Genomic DNA, 15,428 nt, shown 5'->3' on the forward strand with positions numbered 1-15,428 from the left:
GCCTTCTTTCGCCTAAACTAGCCGCAATCGGCGTTTTTCAATCAACAAGCAAGCAAAAGGACCTGAGGCTTGGAAGGAACTGCGGAAATCTTTGGCGACCTGCCTTTTGAAAATCAAGGGCAAATTGTACCTGTTCTGGTGCCGGTTGCCGTTGCGGGCCCGTACTCCTACAAGGTCCCGGAGGATATGCAGGTTCGCCCGGGCTCAATCGTTCGCGTACCGCTGGGCTCGCGCAGTGTGATCGGCGCTGTATGGGACGGTGAAGCCGACAAATCCGTGAATCCAAAAAAACTGAAGTCAATTCAGCAGGTATTCAGTGCTGATCCGTTGCAAGAGGACCTGCGTCGTTTCGTTGACTGGGTGGCGAACTGGACGCTCGGCGCGCCCGGCATGGTGTTGCGCATGGTGCTTCGGTCCGAAGAGGCGCTGGAGCCGGAAAAACAGGTTTTGGGGTTCAGGCGAATTCCGGGGAAAGAGCCCGAACGCAAGACTGCGGCCCGTCAACGTGTGCTGGATCTGTTGGATGACGGAATGGCGTGGACCAAAGCAGGCCTCTCCGGAGCTGCGGGGGTTAGTCCCTCCGTCATCGATGGGTTGAAGGATCATGGGGTGTTGGAAACCACCTTGTTGCCTGCAACGCCTCCGCTGCCAGATCCGGACCCCACGCTGCCCGGCCCCACTCTGACCGATATGCAGAAAGAGGCCGCCGAGAGACTGGTTGCCGCCGTTGGCAACGGGTTCAAATGCTTTCTGATTGATGGCGTCACGGGCTCCGGCAAGACTGAAGTGTATTTCGAGGCACTCGCTGAAGCGCTCCGTCGCGGCCAGCAAACACTCATTTTATTACCGGAAATCGCATTGACGAGTCAGTTTCTGGATCGTTTCGAGCGTCGGTTTGGTGTGCGACCGGCTGAATGGCACTCTCAGGTTCCCGCGCGCCGCCGAGAACGAACATGGCGCGGCGTCGCGAATGGCGAGGTGAAGGTCGTTGTGGGTGCGCGTTCGGCGCTTTTCCTGCCGTTCTGCAGTCTTGGTCTTGCCATCGTGGATGAAGAGCATGATGGCGCTTACAAACAAGACGATCGAGTGCCCTACAACGCGCGCGACATGGCGGTGGTACGCGGGCACATCACAGGGTTCCCTGTCATTCTTGCCAGCGCCACCCCTTCGGTTGAGAGCCGGGTAAATGCACAGCTTGGTCGGTATGATCTGATCTCGCTGCCCGAACGGGCGTCCGGTGCAGCCATGCCTGAGCTGGTTGGCATCGACATGCGAACGGACGGACCAGAGCGTGGGCGATGGTTGGCCCCTTCCCTGGTCAAGGCTATGCAGGAAACCCTTACGGCTGGCAATCAGGTACTTTTGTTCTTGAATCGGCGGGGTTATGCACCGCTGACGTTGTGCCGAACGTGTGGTCACCGGTTCCACTGCGAAAACTGCTCGGCTTGGCTCGTCGAACATCGCTTTCGTGGGCGCTTGGTTTGCCACCACTGTGGCTATTCGCAGCCCATACCGGACAAGTGTCCAGAATGCGGTAAGCCTGATTCCCTCGTCGCATGTGGTCCCGGCGTGGAAAGAATCGGCGAAGATGTCGCAGATCTGTTTCCCGAAGCCCGGGTTCTTGTCTTGTCTTCCGATCTCCCAGGAGGAACTGAACGAATCAAGAGAGAGATGGACCTGATCGAACGCGGGGAAGTGGATATCGTTATTGGCACCCAGCTTGTGGCAAAGGGTCACAACTTCCCCTTGATGACACTTGTTGGCGTCATTGATGCGGATCTGGGCTTGGCGAACGGCGATCCGCGTGCGGCAGAAAAGACCTTTCAACTCTTGGCGCAGGTCACAGGACGTGCCGGGCGTATAAATGGCGGCGGCAAGGGGTTTTTGCAGACCTACAACCCGGATCAGCCGGTTATTCAGGCGTTACTCTCCGGGAACCCGGAGTCCTTTTATGATGTAGAGATTGAGTCGCGAGAGCATGCAGGGTTGCCGCCTTTTGGCAGACTCGCTGCTCTTGTCGTCTCAGGCCCCGACAGGGTGTCGGCAGAAAGTTATGCACGACATGTCGTAAGTGTCGCGCCTGTTGATAGTCCCGTCTCCATCTTGGGGCCAGCAGAGGCCGCTATGGCTCAAGTGCGTGGTCGTTTTCGGTTCCGCATATTGGTAATTGCCCGTAGAGGGTTTGATTTGCAAGGGTTTCTGCGAGCTTGGCTGCAACGCGTAAATCAGCCTAAGAACAATATTCGTCTACAGGTGGACATAGATCCGCAGAGCTTCATGTAGTCTGCCAATGCCAATACTAACCTGAGGCTGTGCGTTGGAATACTTAGCCCGTATTGCATGGCTGCCATGCCTGTGCTATGCGAAGCGCGGCTTTAAGGATATGGTATACCTTATACCTTATCCGAAAATCTGAATTACATGCGACTTTTCAAGGTGTTGGAATCTTGGCGAGTCTCGCTACCAACCTTGAATGCGCCGGAGAGCACGGATCCAGTGACTGACAACGTATCTCTCATTTCAGGCGTGGCCTTGCGTTACGCTTCCGCCCTGCTAGAGCTCGCAGAGGAGCAGAATGCTGTTGCGGAAGTCGAGGCTGCTCTCGATCGTTTTGATGCTCTTATTAAAGAGAGCTCAGATCTAGATCGCCTCATCAAGAGCCCCGTTTTTAGTGCAGACGCGCAAACTAAAGCGCTCACCCCTATCTTGGAGAAGGCCGGCATTTCTGGCCTCACCGCAAATTTTGTGAAGTTGGTTGCCAAAAATCGGCGCCTCTTTGCGATCCCAGGTATGATTTCAGCCTTCCGTTCGCTGCTGGCCGCAAAACGCGGCGAAGTTACCGCTGAGGTGACTTCGGCAACCGAACTTTCGGCTGATCACACTTCTGCTCTGCGCGAAGCGCTCAATGCTTCCACGGGCAAGGACGTTAACGTAGTAGTGAAGGTAGACCCATCCATTATTGGCGGCCTCATCGTGAAGGTGGGCAGCCGGATGATCGATACCTCGCTACGTACCAAGCTCAACTCTCTTAAGTTCGCGATGAAAGAGGTCGGCTGATGGATATTCGGGCCGCGGAAATTTCCGCCATCCTAAAGGACCAGATCAAGAACTTCGGTCAAGAGGCCGAGGTTACTGAAGTAGGTCAGGTTCTTTCAGTAGGCGACGGGATTGCCCGCGTTTACGGTCTGGACCAGGTCCAGGCGGGTGAAATGGTCGAGTTCCCTGGAGGAATCCGGGGTATGGCACTCAACCTAGAAACAGACAATGTCGGTGTTGTTATCTTTGGTAGCGACCGTGACATTAAGGAAGGTGACACCGTTAAACGGACCGGTGCCATCGTGGACGTGCCAGTGGGCAAAGGCCTGCTGGGTCGCGTTGTGGATCCTCTCGGCAACCCGATCGATGGTAAAGGCCCGATCGAGGCAGCAGAGCGTCGCCGCGTAGACGTTAAGGCGCCGGGCATCCTGCCGCGTAAGTCGGTGCATGAACCGATGTCCACCGGCCTCAAGGCGATCGACGCCCTGATCCCGATTGGTCGTGGTCAGCGCGAGTTGGTGATTGGTGACCGGCAGACCGGTAAAACCGCGATCATCCTCGATACCTTCCTCAACCAGAAGCCGCTTCATGCGTCTGATGACGAGCACGAAAAGCTCTACTGCATCTACGTAGCCGTTGGTCAGAAGCGCTCCACGGTTGCTCAGTTCGTGAAGGCTCTGGAAGACGCCGGCGCAATGGAATACTCCATCGTTGTTGCTGCTACTGCGTCTGACCCTGCGCCTCTTCAGTACCTGGCGCCATTTGCCGGTACGACCATGGGTGAGTATTTCCGTGACAACAGCATGCACGCTGTGATCGGTTACGACGACTTGTCCAAGCAGGCCGTTGCTTATCGTCAGATGTCGCTGCTTCTCCGTCGTCCACCAGGACGTGAAGCATTTCCTGGCGACGTTTTCTACCTCCACTCTCGTCTTCTCGAGCGTTCCGCTAAGCTGAACGAAGACCATGGACGTGGTTCTTTGACTGCGCTGCCAGTGATTGAAACACAGGGTAACGACGTGTCGGCCTTTATTCCGACCAACGTTATCTCCATTACAGATGGTCAGATCTTCCTCGAGACAGACCTGTTCTTCCAGGGTATTCGCCCGGCAGTGAACGTCGGTCTGTCCGTGTCGCGTGTGGGTTCGTCCGCTCAGATCAAAGCCATGAAGCAAGTTGCTGGCCCGATTAAGGGTGAGCTGGCGCAGTACCGTGAAATGGCGGCATTTGCGCAGTTTGGCTCTGATCTGGATGCCACGACTCAGCGTCTTCTGGCCCGTGGTGCGCGTTTGACCGAGCTGCTGAAGCAGCCACAGTTCTCTCCGCTGAAGACAGAAGAACAGGTCGTCGTGATCTACGCAGGTGTGAACGGTTATCTCGATAACATCCCTGTCGAGAAAGTTCGCGAGTTCGAAGAAGGCCTGCTGCGCTATATGCGTGCAGAACAGTCTGATGTTCTTTCTCTCATCTGGGAGAAGAAGGCTCTGGACGACGAACTCACCGGAAAACTGAAGGCGGCAATTGACGCTTACGTCAAGACCCTTGGTTAATCGAAGCAACGGGATAAGGAACGGGGGCGCCCATGGCGAGCCTTAAGGACCTAAAAAACCGCATCGCTTCGGTCAAAGCGACGCAGAAAATCACCAAGGCCATGCAGATGGTGGCCGCGGCTAAGCTGCGTCGTGCTCAGGAGGCCGCTGAGGCATCTCGTCCCTATGCTGAACGCATGGGGACAGTGCTCGGCAATCTGGCCGCCGGAGTACAGGGACGAGACGATGCGCCGAAGCTGATGGCAGGCACGGGCAAGGAACAGGTACACCTGCTTCTCGTCTGCACCGCAGAGCGTGGCCTTTGTGGTGGCTTTAACTCCTCTATTGCCAAGTTGGCTCGGGAGCATGCCAAAAAGCTGATTGCCGAAGGCAAGACGGTTCAGATCGTCACCATCGGCCGGAAGGGCTTTGACGCCCTGAAGCGTGATTTAGGTCAGCACATTGTTGAAAAGATCGAGCTGACTGAAAAGAAGATCGAGTTCGGACGCATCAAGCAGATCGCAGATCAGATCCTCACCATGTTTGAGGAGGAAAAGTTCGATGTCTGCACGTTGTTCTACTCGCGCTTCCAGTCAGTGATTAGTCAGGTTCCAACCGCAAGCCAGATCATCCCGGCGACATTTGATGTCGAAGACGATGACAAGGCAGCGTCCGGAGCAACCGCGCTTTACGACTACGAACCGGGCGAACAAGAGATTTTAGAAACTCTTTTGCCTCGGAACATTAGCGTACAGATTTACAGCGCGATTCTCGAAAACGCTGCGTCTGAGCAGGGTGCGCGCATGACCGCAATGGACAATGCGACACGCAATGCGGGTGAGATGATCGATAAACTGACACTGAGCTACAACCGCCAGCGTCAGGCTCAGATCACCAAGGAACTGATTGAAATCATTTCAGGCGCAGAAGCGCTCTGACCGAGTTGAGACGAGGATTTAGTGATGGCTGACATGAAAGTCGGACGGGTCACGCAGGTAATCGGCGCTGTTGTCGACGTACATTTCGATGGCGAGCTTCCTGCGATCCTGAACGCTCTGGAGACTGACAACGGCGGGAACCGTCTGGTTCTCGAAGTTGCGCAGCATCTGGGCGAAAACGAAGTACGTACGATCGCGATGGACGGTACCGAAGGTCTCGTGCGCGGTCAGGAAGTCAAGGACACCGGCGCACCGATCTCCGTGCCGGTTGGTGACGGCACACTTGGCCGTATCATGAACGTGATCGGCGAGCCGGTTGATGAAGCTGGTGCTATTCCAGCGGAAACAACCCGTGCGATCCACCAGGATGCACCGGAGTTTGTGGAGCAGTCCACGGAAGCTGAAATTCTGGTCACCGGCATTAAGGTTGTGGACCTTATCGCTCCTTACGCAAAGGGTGGTAAGATCGGCCTGTTTGGCGGTGCTGGTGTTGGCAAGACCGTTTTGATCATGGAGCTGATCAACAACGTGGCTAAGGCGCACGGTGGTTACTCCGTCTTCGCTGGTGTTGGTGAGCGTACTCGTGAGGGTAATGACCTTTACTGGGAAATGATCGAATCTGGCGTGAACAAGGAAAAGGGTGGCGAAGGTTCCAAGGCTGCTCTTGTTTACGGTCAGATGAACGAGCCTCCAGGAGCTCGCCAGCGTGTGGCTCTGACCGGTCTGACGGTTGCAGAACACTTCCGTGATCAGGGCCAGGACGTACTGTTCTTCGTGGACAACATCTTCCGCTTTACTCAGGCTGGTTCCGAGGTGTCCGCACTTTTGGGTCGTATTCCGTCTGCTGTGGGTTATCAGCCAACGCTGGCAACTGACATGGGCGCGATGCAGGAGCGCATTACGACCACAACGAAGGGCTCGATTACCTCCGTTCAGGCCGTATACGTTCCAGCCGATGACTTGACCGACCCGGCGCCAGCATCCACCTTTGCTCACTTGGACGCGACGACGGTTTTGAACCGCTCCATCGCGGAAAAAGGCATCTATCCAGCTGTGGATCCGCTGGATTCCAACTCCCGTATGCTTGACCCACGCATTGTGGGTGACGAGCACTACGAAGTTGCTACTGCCGTTCAGGAAACGCTTCAGCGCTACAAGTCTTTGCAGGACATCATTGCCATTCTCGGCATGGATGAATTGTCTGAAGAGGATAAGCTGGTTGTGGCACGTGCTCGTAAGATTGAGCGCTTCCTGTCCCAGCCGTTCTTCGTGGCTGAGGTGTTCACTGGCTCTCCAGGCAAACTGGTTGCGCTTGAAGACACCATCAAAGGCTTCAAGGGTCTGGTCAATGGTGACTACGACCACCTGCCAGAAGCTGCTTTCTACATGGTTGGTTCCATCGACGAAGCGGTTGAAAAGGCTGCCAAGCTGGCTGCCGAAGCTGCCTAAGCTCGGTCTGGCGATCGAATGAACAGAGCGACGGTTGATTGTGACCGTCGCTTGTAGAGACGGACAGAGGAAGAGCTAAATGGCTGATACGTTTCAGTTTGAGCTGGTTTCACCAGATCAACTCTTGCTTTCGGAAGCGGTGACGGCAGCTGTCGTTCCGGGTACTGAAGGTGAGTTTGGTGTTGGTGCCGGCCACTCGCCGTTTCTGTCTACCATGCGCCCGGGCGTCGTTCGCGCGACCGGTGCAAATGGAGACCAGCACGAGTATTTTGTTCGCGGCGGTTTTGCTGACGTCTCACAGTCCGGTGTGACTGTGCTGGCTGAGCAAGCCATTCCGATGAGCGAAATCAATGCGGCTTATCTCGATCAGCAGATCCAGAACGCTGAAGAGGATGTCGCCGATGCGCGCGATGACATTGAGCGCCAACAGGCTGAGCTGGTGCTGTCACAGTTGCAGGAAATTAAAGCCGCACTGTGAGAAAAGGCTTTCAAACAAAAAACCCCGGCAATTTGCCGGGGTTTTTTTGTGGGATTCCTACAAAAGCAGAGTTGTTCGACCAACCACTGCTACTAGGCAGCCAGACGCCGATTGTACGGAACAAACTTTGTTTGGCTGGCGCGGGCCTTGCGCTGTTCTGGCGTCTCATAAACAATCGTACGGTGATAGGCACAATAGGAGCCACCTTCATTCGAGTTGGTGCAAGGGAATGTGTAGTTTCCGCTGTCGCCTTCAGTCCATTTGCATTGGCCCGGGCGCGGCATAGTCAGGGCAGTCATGAGCGTGCTAGCCTTCTATTTTCTTGAACAGCTTTGAAACGGACCATCAGTCGCACGAGGTGCCGAGCGGACAGGAAGCCGTTTGCAAGCCGTATTCTTTTCATGAAATAAAATTCAAGGCGCGACTGCTTCAAGCATCGCGCCCTTGATTGATCGCGAAGATAGATAGTTCACACCAAGATTTCCAGAGGCAAATACAGCCCAATAGAGCGTCCAGGTGTCGCGGTTCAGTTAAGTAGCTGAAGAACTTTTACTCTTTTGAGCTAATATATTATAATATTTCTGCAATATGCAGGCTGCTGTGTCACAGAGCTGTTGTCATTGCCGCATTTCCGACAGAATCAGACATCTTTCTTTAGAGAATAAGCACCTGTTTTTGCGCCAAACGCTTCAAGCGCGGATGGATCATCCAAGTCGAGTCGCGCGGCACGTCCCATTTCAACCGTATAAACTGCCTCTTGGTACTTTTCCAGCAATGGACGGCCGCCGATGTCTCCTTTGAGCGTCTTGAGTTCTTCAAAAAAGCGCCCGTCCCACACAACAGGATTGCCTCTTTTGCCATTGCTGCTGGCTACGCCTATAAGTCGGCCGCTTTGTGGCTCATATCCCTCAATCAGATCGTTAATATGAGATGCAGCAATCTCCGGCATATCGCCGAGCATAATCACGGCGCAGCTTGTGTCCGCAGGTAAGCTGGATAACCCAACTGCGAGCGAGGTTGACAACCCCCTTTCCGCATTGGGATTGGAAACAACGGTTACCGGTAGACCTTGAAGGGCACGTTTGATGGCATCTATCTGCTCTCCCGCGACCACATGCACGGGGTCAGCGTGACTTTCGATTGCGCTAAGTGCAACCTTGCGGATGATGGGAACGCCTTGTACTTGGGCAAGTAGTTTATTGTGCTCGCCAGTGCGTCGCGATTTGCCCGCCGCGAGAATGACCGCCGCTGGGGGCTTGGATGCTGCGTCACTAGCTGGCTGCTTTTCGCGGGGTTGTGGCCGCGAGTAAATCTCCTTCAGCAAACCGCCAACACCCATTGCTTTGATTTGACCAGCTGTCACGGGTAAGTTTGCGAGTACTCTATTGAGAACCCAGTCAAAGCCGTTCTCTTGCGGGCTTCGCGCGCATCCAGGCGCTCCAATCACGGGCCTTCCATCCAGCATTCCTAGAAGTAGAAGGTTTCCGGGATCCACTGGCATGCCGAAGTGCTCGATCCTGCCGCCTGCCTCCACAAGGGCGGCGGGGATGACATCATGTATATCAACAATGGCCGAGGCCCCAAAGATGATATAGCAATCCACCGGGGCGTTTCTCAGATCTTGAAGTTGTTTCCGCAAGGTTTCTTTTTGGTGAGGCACTTCTATGTGAGTGCCAACGACTGAGCCCGAGGGTGCCAAGCGCTCCTCCAATGCCTTTAGGGTCTTAGCAATCGTGCTTGGTTTCAGGTGTGGCAGGCTGCTTGAAATGACAGCAACTCGTTTGTTTTCGTAGGGCGCGATTTTCAGGCTGTTTTTTACTGCATCACACGCGGCTTGCAGGTGGTGACGGTGCGCGGCGAAAGGGATGATTTTTGCCGTTCCGATCATTCGGCCTTTTGTTACCGCTGTGAACGAAGGCAGGGTTGCCAGAGTGATGGCCGGATCCACCATGTTTGCGGATAGAATGGCCTCTTCATCCAGCACGAGCATACCACTGCATTCGGCATAAATATTAACCCGTCCGGTAAAGGCCTCTCCGCACGTCGTATTTGTTCCTTGTGCGCTGCCTGCAAAAACCGTGGCTGCCATATCTTCATGCACATCCTCATCTTCAAGGCGTGCAACAGTCAAGTGGGTGACACCGGCCTGTTCAAGCCGTGTAATGTCGTCATCGTCAAGAAGGTACCCTTTTTTATAAGTTAGACCCGGGTGCTTGATTGAATGGGCCAGATAACACCCCGTGCACTGATGAATGGGTAGCTCGCCAAAAAACATCAGCCGACCTCCTTCCGCGGCTTTGGTCCGCGTAGTTCTTGAATAATCTCTGCCATGATGGCGACTGCTATTTCTGCTGGGGTGGTCGCACCGATGTTGAGGCCGATTGGCGCTTTGATACGGTCCAGTAAAGCTGGAGATGCCCCAGCTTCTGCAAGACGGTCCAAGCGCTTGGCATGTGTTTTGCGGCTGCCGAGAGCGCCAACGTAGAAGCAATCGGTCGTCAGAGCCGCCAGCAGCGCGGGGTCATCAATTTTTGGATCATGCGTCACCGCTATGAGAGCTGTGTGAGGGTCCAAAGGTGCCTTGGTGAAGACTTCTTCCGGCCATTCTGGGATCAGAGATACATGCCGAAAGCGTTCCGGCGAGGCAAATGCGGTACGCGGGTCAATGATTGACAAATCGAACCCTGCTGTACGCGCAATTGGCGTCAACGCTTGACTGATATGCACGGCACCAATAGCCACAAGTCGAACTGCAGGCGTGAAGAAGTTAAAGAATGTGTCGAGGCCATTCGCATTATGAACGCGAACTGAGCGACCGCTTCTAAAGCCTGTATTTAGGGCATCCTGATGGGCAGGGAGGCCAGCAGATTCTTCGGGTTCAATGATTTGATCCGCACCAGTAGTCAGATCAATCATCCGGCAAGCAGGTTTGCGACTTCGACGCAACTTATTCAGCTTGGAAAGCCAGTTTCCATCTTGCAATGGTTCGACCCGAACGATTATGCGGCCGCCACAAGAAAGGCCAACCTGCCAAGCCGTCTCGTCCGCAACGCCGAACTCCAACATCCGCGCGCGCCCGTCTTCAAGAGCATCCAGCGCTTCTGTTACCACCTCGCCCTCAACGCACCCCCCGGAGACAGAGCCTTCAAAGTGTCCGGTATTGTCAATGAGCAAGTGACTGCCTACAGGTCGAGGCGCAGAGCCCCAGGTTTGGATGACGGTAGCGAGCGCGCAAGTACGGCCTTTGGACAACCAGATTTCTGCGGTTTCCAATATATCCTTAAAGGCCGCGTCTCCGCAGGTGCTCTCTTGGCGTTGACCCATTTGCTCCCTCGCACTGTGCCGCATCAAATGCCGCATTGCCGCGTGATATCATAGCCTAATAAAAACGCCGGGCAGGGCCCGGCGCTATTATCCAATCGTTGTGATTGGCGACTATTCAGCCGCAGCCCGAGATCCCGGGCCTGCACTCAGAACATCCTGCTCAACTGTCTCTGCAAATTGTGTAAAGTTCTCTATGAACATGCCAACCAGTTTGGCTGCTTGAGCATCGTAGGCCTGAGGATCGCTCCAAGTCTCGCGTGGATTCAGGATTAATGGATCGACGCCATCTAAGCGTGTCGGTACAGCAAAACCAAAGCTGGGGTCTGTGCGATAGGGCGCGTCTTTCAAGGAACCATCCAGCGCAGCCCTCAATAATGCGCGGGTGTCCCTGATCGGCATGCGATGTCCAACCCCATATGCCCCGCCGGTCCAGCCGGTGTTCACCAGCCAGCAATCTACACCATGCTTTTGGATGAGCCTTTTCAGAAGTTCACCATACTCGGAGGGGTGTCGAGGCATAAAGGGGGCGCCAAAGCAGGTAGAAAATGTTGCCATTGGTTCCGTGACGCCGCGTTCTGTGCCTGCAACCTTAGCTGTGTAGCCGGACAGGAAGTGGTACATGGCCTGCGCACCCGTCAGCTTGGCGATGGGCGGCAATACCCCAAATGCATCCGCAGTCAACATGATGATGTTCTTTGGGTGACCGGCTTGCCCTGTTTCGCTTGCATTGGGAATGAAGTGGATTGGATAGGCGCAGCGTGTGTTTTCGGTTTTGGAGCTGTCGTTGAAATCAGGGCGACGCCGATCATCCACCACAACGTTTTCAAGAATGGTCCCGAAACGCTCCGTTGTCGCGAAAATTTCTGGCTCAGCTTCCCGAGATAGCTTGATGGTCTTGGCATAACAGCCACCCTCGAAATTGAAGATGCCGTTGGGCCCCCAGCCATGTTCATCATCTCCAACAAGCGTCCGGCTCGGGTCTGCCGAGAGTGTTGTCTTGCCAGTACCTGAGAGGCCGAAGAACACGGCGGTGTCCCCGTCATCGCCTGCGTTGGCCGAGCAGTGCATGGGCATGATGCCCTTGTCGGGCAGTAGGTAATTGAGCACTGTGAAAACAGACTTTTTCATTTCGCCGGCGTAGGCCGTGCCGCCAATCAGCACGATTTTGCGTAGGAGGTCACAGGCGATCACCGTTTCACTGCGACATCCATGGCGATTTGGGTCTGCCTTGAAGCTGGGAAGGTCGATGATTGTCATCTCCGGCACAAAGCGGGAGAGCTCCTCACTTTCTGGCCGCAACAACAGATTCCGAATGAAAAGCGAGTGCCACGCAAGTTCGGTGTAGACACGCACCGGAAGCGTATGGGCTGGGTCCGCGCCACCGCGCAGGTCCTGCGCAAATAGCTCCTGGCTTTCTGCATGCGCCAGCATGTCCGCTTTTAGCCTGTCAAAGTCTTCCCGGCTTATCTCAGCGTTGTTTTCCCACCAAACAGTATCGATGGTGTTCTCGTCTTTTACGACAAACTTGTCTTTGGGGGATCTGCCTGTGTGGTCACCTGTTTCTGTCAGTAGCGCACCACCGGCAGCCAATCGCGCTTCTCCGCGCTTCAGCGCTTGCTCGTAAAGTTCCGGCTCGCTTAGGTTCCAATAAAGGCCTTTCAGGTTCTTCAGCCCAAAAGCCTCACATCCACAATCGGAATTTCGTGATCCGAACTCTACCATTCTGTTGACGTCCTCAGTCACTCACCCAACTTTACCTAAAGTTTTCATGGGTCGCTGATAGGTGAGTTTGAATTGATATCTCTGGCGACGAGAGAGGACCGTAAAGTATGCCGAACAATGCAACAAGACCGGCGAAAGTTGTTAAAACGATTGAAATTTAAAATCAGTGAGTGCGAGACGATTACTTTTTTGTTAAATGGATTTAGTTGGCTTCTGGGCCGAAAATTCAAACGGGATTCAATAAGACCTTTTATCCGAAAGGCCTAGAATACGGATGAAGAAGCTGAGGCGGCTGTGGATTATATTTTCCGCTGATCCAGCCTTTTGCCTTATTTCACGAGTATTTGTCCACACTGCCTAAATCGGGTAATCATTGGGAAAAGTCATGTTTTAAGAGGATCGGGCCCCAACTATGCCGACCATTGCTCTGGTTGATGACGACCGCAACATTCTAACCTCAGTATCGATCGCACTGGAATCTGAAGGATACAGGGTCCAGGCCTACACGGATGGGGCATCTGCTCTTGAAGGGTTGCAGAACGACCCACCGGATCTGGCTATTTTTGATATCAAAATGCCGCGTATGGACGGAATGGAGCTGCTTCGCCGTTTACGTCAGCGTTCTGATCTTCCAGTCATCTTCTTGACTTCAAAAGATGATGAAATTGACGAGCTCTTTGGGCTCAAAATGGGGGCTGATGACTTTATCCGCAAACCGTTCTCTCAACGCTTGATGGTAGAGCGTGTGAAAGCGGTTCTTCGTCGCGTTCAGCCTCGGGACGCCGCCGCAGCAGGCAGTGAAGGCGATAAGCTGTTGGAGCGCGGCCATCTGGTGATGGATCAGGAGCGTCATACCTGTACATGGATGGGCAAACCGGTGACGTTGACGGTTACAGAGTTTCTCATTCTGTTCGCGCTGGCCCAGCGGCCAGGCGTCGTCAAGAGCAGGAATGCATTGATGGATGCCGCCTATGACGATCAGGTGTATGTGGATGACCGAACGATCGATAGCCATATCAAACGGTTGCGCAAGAAGTTCAAGGTAGTCGACGATGACTTCGACATGATCGAGACATTGTACGGTGTCGGCTATCGGTTCCGCGAAGGCTGATTGGAAATCAGTGGTTGATGACAACTGAGCAGGCGTCAAAAACGCACTCACATGAAGAAAACCGGGCTCGACGCGCTGCAGATGCGGCGCGTCCGCGCCTGTTTGGTTGGTTGCGCCGGCGACAGGTGCGCCGGCGTATTCTGACACGCTGGGCATCCGTGCTGGGTACCTATGTGTTTTCTTCTCTGACCCGGCGTATTCTCGTTCTTAATCTGGTGGGCCTCTTTGCCATGGTTGTGGGTATTTTGTACCTCAACCAATTTCGCGCGGGGTTGATTGACGCGCGTGTGCAGTCACTTTTAACCCAAGGTGAAATTATCGCTGGCGCCATTGCCGCCTCGGCCACCGCGGACTCAAGCCAGGTCACCATTGATCCCGAGCAACTCCTGCGCCTTCAGGCAGGTGAAAGCATCAATCCGGGCTCATCACTGAGCAGCCTTGATTTTCCCATCAACCCCGAAGTTGTGGCGCCCATTCTACGTCGGTTGATTTCGCCAACAAAAACGCGCGCCCGTATCTACGATCCAGATGGCACATTGCTGCTGGACAGTTCGCACATCTATGCGCAAACACAGGTTTTCCGGTTTGATTTGCCACCTCCGAACGAGGAGAGCGAGCCCTACTTTCAGAACCTTTGGCAAAAACTGAAGTTCTGGATGCGGCGCGGCGAGTATCCGATTTATAAGGAGTTGGACGAAGCCAGTGGCCTTGATTATCCCGAGGTCGCTGCGGCGATGGCAGGCTCACCCGCAAGTGTGGTGAGGTTGTCCCCTCGGGGCGAAATGATTGTCTCGGTTGCAGTGCCGGTGCAGCGCTTCCGTGCTGTTCTGGGTACGTTGTTGCTGTCCACTCAGGGCGGAGATATTGATGATATCGTGGCGGCGGAGCGCAACGCGATTATCAAGATCTTCGTGGTGGCGGCTGTAGTGGTCATGGTGTTGTCTGTGCTTCTGGCTGGCACAATCGCCGGACCGGTTCGGCGATTGTCCGAAGCTGCGCAGCGCGTCCGATATTCCAGTAAATCGCGCGAAGAAATCCCCGAATTCCCCGGCCGTTATGACGAAATCGGTCATCTTGCCCGTGTACTCAGGGAGATGACGAACGCGCTTTACAATCGCATGGATGCGATCGAGAATTTCGCAGCAGACGTGGCGCATGAGTTGAAAAACCCACTCACCTCGCTACGCAGCGCGATTGAAACATTGCCTCTGGCAAAGAATGACGCTTCGCGCGAGCGGCTCATGGATGTGATACAGCATGATGTACGCCGGCTTGATCGTCTGATTTCAGACATTTCGGAGGCCTCTCGCATTGATGCGGAGCTGGCCCGTGCCGATTCTGAAGTCTTTGACATGGCAGTGCTGTTACGAACGGTTGCCGACATCGCCAATGAACGGTGGGGCGAAGATGTCGCCAGGGTGCGAGTTGAGGTTGCGCCATCCAAGCTGGATCACCCCTATGAAGTGTTTGGAAAAGATGAGCGTCTAAGCCAGGTCTTCAACAACCTGATCGATAATGCTCGTTCATTTTCACCCGCTGACAAGACGATCGACATTCATGTGGAGCGCCACGGTGATCAGATCGTCGTAATGGTCGATGACTATGGACCGGGCATCAATGCTGACGCCATAGAGCGAATTTTCGAGCGGTTCTACACCGACAGACCGGCTAAAGAGGGCTTTGGCAACAACTCAGGTCTGGGGTTGTCCATTTGCCGGCAGATTGTTGAGGCTCATGGTGGTACGATTATCGCTCTGAACAGGCGGACGGAAGTTGCTGGGTCTGGCGATATCGAAGGCGCGCGCTTTACCGTTACACTGCCTGCCAAAAGAGGCGGTTGA

12 protein-coding genes are annotated in these 15,428 nt (G+C 54.5%); 8 read left to right on the forward strand and 4 right to left on the reverse strand.

From position 1 onward, the window contains the following. Nucleotides 1–69 precede the first annotated feature (69 nt). The 6 genes from G512_RS0104005 (at nucleotide 70) to G512_RS0104030 (ending at nucleotide 7,430) form a co-directional block, all read left to right on the forward strand. The gene (locus tag G512_RS0104005; protein ID WP_208974927.1) at nucleotides 70–2,283 is read left to right on the forward strand and encodes a primosomal protein N'; all 2,214 of its coding nucleotides are present in this window, start codon (nucleotides 70–72) and stop codon (nucleotides 2,281–2,283) included. A gap of 213 nt (nucleotides 2,284–2,496) precedes the next feature. Further along, nucleotides 2,497–3,057 carry a F0F1 ATP synthase subunit delta gene (locus tag G512_RS0104010; protein ID WP_028480597.1) on the forward strand — a complete coding sequence of 187 codons (561 nt, stop codon included), beginning with the start codon at nucleotides 2,497–2,499 and terminating at the stop codon, nucleotides 3,055–3,057. Then, a complete protein-coding gene (gene atpA / locus G512_RS0104015) occupies nucleotides 3,057–4,586 on the forward strand; it encodes a F0F1 ATP synthase subunit alpha (RefSeq protein WP_028480598.1) in 1,530 nt (509 codons plus the stop codon). Before G512_RS0104010 ends, atpA begins: the two co-directional genes overlap by 1 nt. Before the next feature lie 32 nt (nucleotides 4,587–4,618). After that, nucleotides 4,619–5,503 carry a F0F1 ATP synthase subunit gamma gene (locus tag G512_RS0104020; protein WP_028480599.1) on the forward strand — a complete coding sequence of 295 codons (885 nt, stop codon included), beginning with the start codon at nucleotides 4,619–4,621 and terminating at the stop codon, nucleotides 5,501–5,503. Nucleotides 5,504–5,527: 24 nt separating this feature from the next. Further along, nucleotides 5,528–6,952 (forward strand): F0F1 ATP synthase subunit beta, encoded by a 1,425-nt coding sequence (gene atpD / locus G512_RS0104025; RefSeq protein WP_028480600.1) that lies wholly within the window; start codon nucleotides 5,528–5,530, stop codon nucleotides 6,950–6,952. Nucleotides 6,953–7,031: 79 nt separating this feature from the next. After that, the gene (locus G512_RS0104030) at nucleotides 7,032–7,430 is read left to right on the forward strand and encodes a F0F1 ATP synthase subunit epsilon (protein WP_028480601.1); all 399 of its coding nucleotides are present in this window, start codon (nucleotides 7,032–7,034) and stop codon (nucleotides 7,428–7,430) included. A gap of 92 nt (nucleotides 7,431–7,522) precedes the next feature. Here G512_RS0104030 and G512_RS0104035 read toward each other — a convergent pair whose 3' ends face one another. The 4 genes from G512_RS0104035 to G512_RS0104050 all read right to left on the reverse strand — a co-directional run bounded on the left by G512_RS0104035 (nucleotide 7,523) and on the right by G512_RS0104050 (nucleotide 12,476). Further along, on the reverse strand, nucleotides 7,523–7,729 hold the full coding sequence (locus G512_RS0104035) for a hypothetical protein (protein ID WP_028480602.1): 207 nt from the start codon (nucleotides 7,727–7,729) through the stop codon (nucleotides 7,523–7,525). 341 nt (nucleotides 7,730–8,070) lie between these two features. Then, on the reverse strand, nucleotides 8,071–9,705 hold the full coding sequence (locus G512_RS0104040; RefSeq protein ID WP_028480603.1) for an NTP transferase domain-containing protein: 1,635 nt from the start codon (nucleotides 9,703–9,705) through the stop codon (nucleotides 8,071–8,073). Next, nucleotides 9,705–10,754 carry an XdhC family protein gene (locus G512_RS19930; protein ID WP_036488414.1) on the reverse strand — a complete coding sequence of 350 codons (1,050 nt, stop codon included), beginning with the start codon at nucleotides 10,752–10,754 and terminating at the stop codon, nucleotides 9,705–9,707. The genes G512_RS0104040 and G512_RS19930 overlap by 1 nt, the downstream gene beginning before the upstream one ends. A gap of 111 nt (nucleotides 10,755–10,865) precedes the next feature. Next, the gene (locus G512_RS0104050) at nucleotides 10,866–12,476 is read right to left on the reverse strand and encodes a phosphoenolpyruvate carboxykinase (RefSeq protein WP_028480604.1); all 1,611 of its coding nucleotides are present in this window, start codon (nucleotides 12,474–12,476) and stop codon (nucleotides 10,866–10,868) included. Between the two features lie 412 nt (nucleotides 12,477–12,888). On the opposite strand from G512_RS0104050, the gene G512_RS0104055 reads away from it, so the two are divergent. Together G512_RS0104055 and G512_RS0104060 are read left to right on the forward strand one after the other, a co-directional pair. After that, nucleotides 12,889–13,587, forward strand: coding sequence for a response regulator transcription factor (locus G512_RS0104055; RefSeq protein ID WP_028480605.1), 699 nt, complete (start codon nucleotides 12,889–12,891; stop codon nucleotides 13,585–13,587). A 17-nt stretch (nucleotides 13,588–13,604) separates the two neighbouring features. After that, nucleotides 13,605–15,428, forward strand: coding sequence for a sensor histidine kinase (locus G512_RS0104060; protein ID WP_028480606.1), 1,824 nt, complete (start codon nucleotides 13,605–13,607; stop codon nucleotides 15,426–15,428).

Origin of the sequence: Pseudovibrio exalbescens DSM 16456, assembly GCF_000422785.1 — a bacterium.
In the GTDB taxonomy this organism is placed as follows: Bacteria; Pseudomonadota; Alphaproteobacteria; order Rhizobiales; family Stappiaceae; genus Pseudovibrio; species Pseudovibrio exalbescens.

What these genes read in the sequence shown, in the direction of transcription:
- atpA (WP_028480598.1), top strand. Translation starts at nt 3,057, where the DNA reads ATGGATATTCGGGCCGCGGAAATTTCCGCCATCCTAAAGGACCAGATC.
- G512_RS0104020 (WP_028480599.1), top strand. Translation starts at nt 4,619, where the DNA reads ATGGCGAGCCTTAAGGACCTAAAAAACCGCATCGCTTCGGTCAAAGCG.
- atpD (WP_028480600.1), top strand. Translation starts at nt 5,528, where the DNA reads ATGGCTGACATGAAAGTCGGACGGGTCACGCAGGTAATCGGCGCTGTT.
- G512_RS0104030 (WP_028480601.1), top strand. Translation starts at nt 7,032, where the DNA reads ATGGCTGATACGTTTCAGTTTGAGCTGGTTTCACCAGATCAACTCTTG.
- G512_RS0104035 (WP_028480602.1), bottom strand. Translation starts at nt 7,729, where the DNA reads ATGACTGCCCTGACTATGCCGCGCCCGGGCCAATGCAAATGGACTGAA.
- G512_RS0104040 (WP_028480603.1), bottom strand. Translation starts at nt 9,705, where the DNA reads ATGTTTTTTGGCGAGCTACCCATTCATCAGTGCACGGGGTGTTATCTG.
- G512_RS19930 (WP_036488414.1), bottom strand. Translation starts at nt 10,754, where the DNA reads ATGGGTCAACGCCAAGAGAGCACCTGCGGAGACGCGGCCTTTAAGGAT.
- G512_RS0104050 (WP_028480604.1), bottom strand. Translation starts at nt 12,476, where the DNA reads ATGGTAGAGTTCGGATCACGAAATTCCGATTGTGGATGTGAGGCTTTT.
- G512_RS0104055 (WP_028480605.1), top strand. Translation starts at nt 12,889, where the DNA reads ATGCCGACCATTGCTCTGGTTGATGACGACCGCAACATTCTAACCTCA.
- G512_RS0104060 (WP_028480606.1), top strand. Translation starts at nt 13,605, where the DNA reads ATGACAACTGAGCAGGCGTCAAAAACGCACTCACATGAAGAAAACCGG.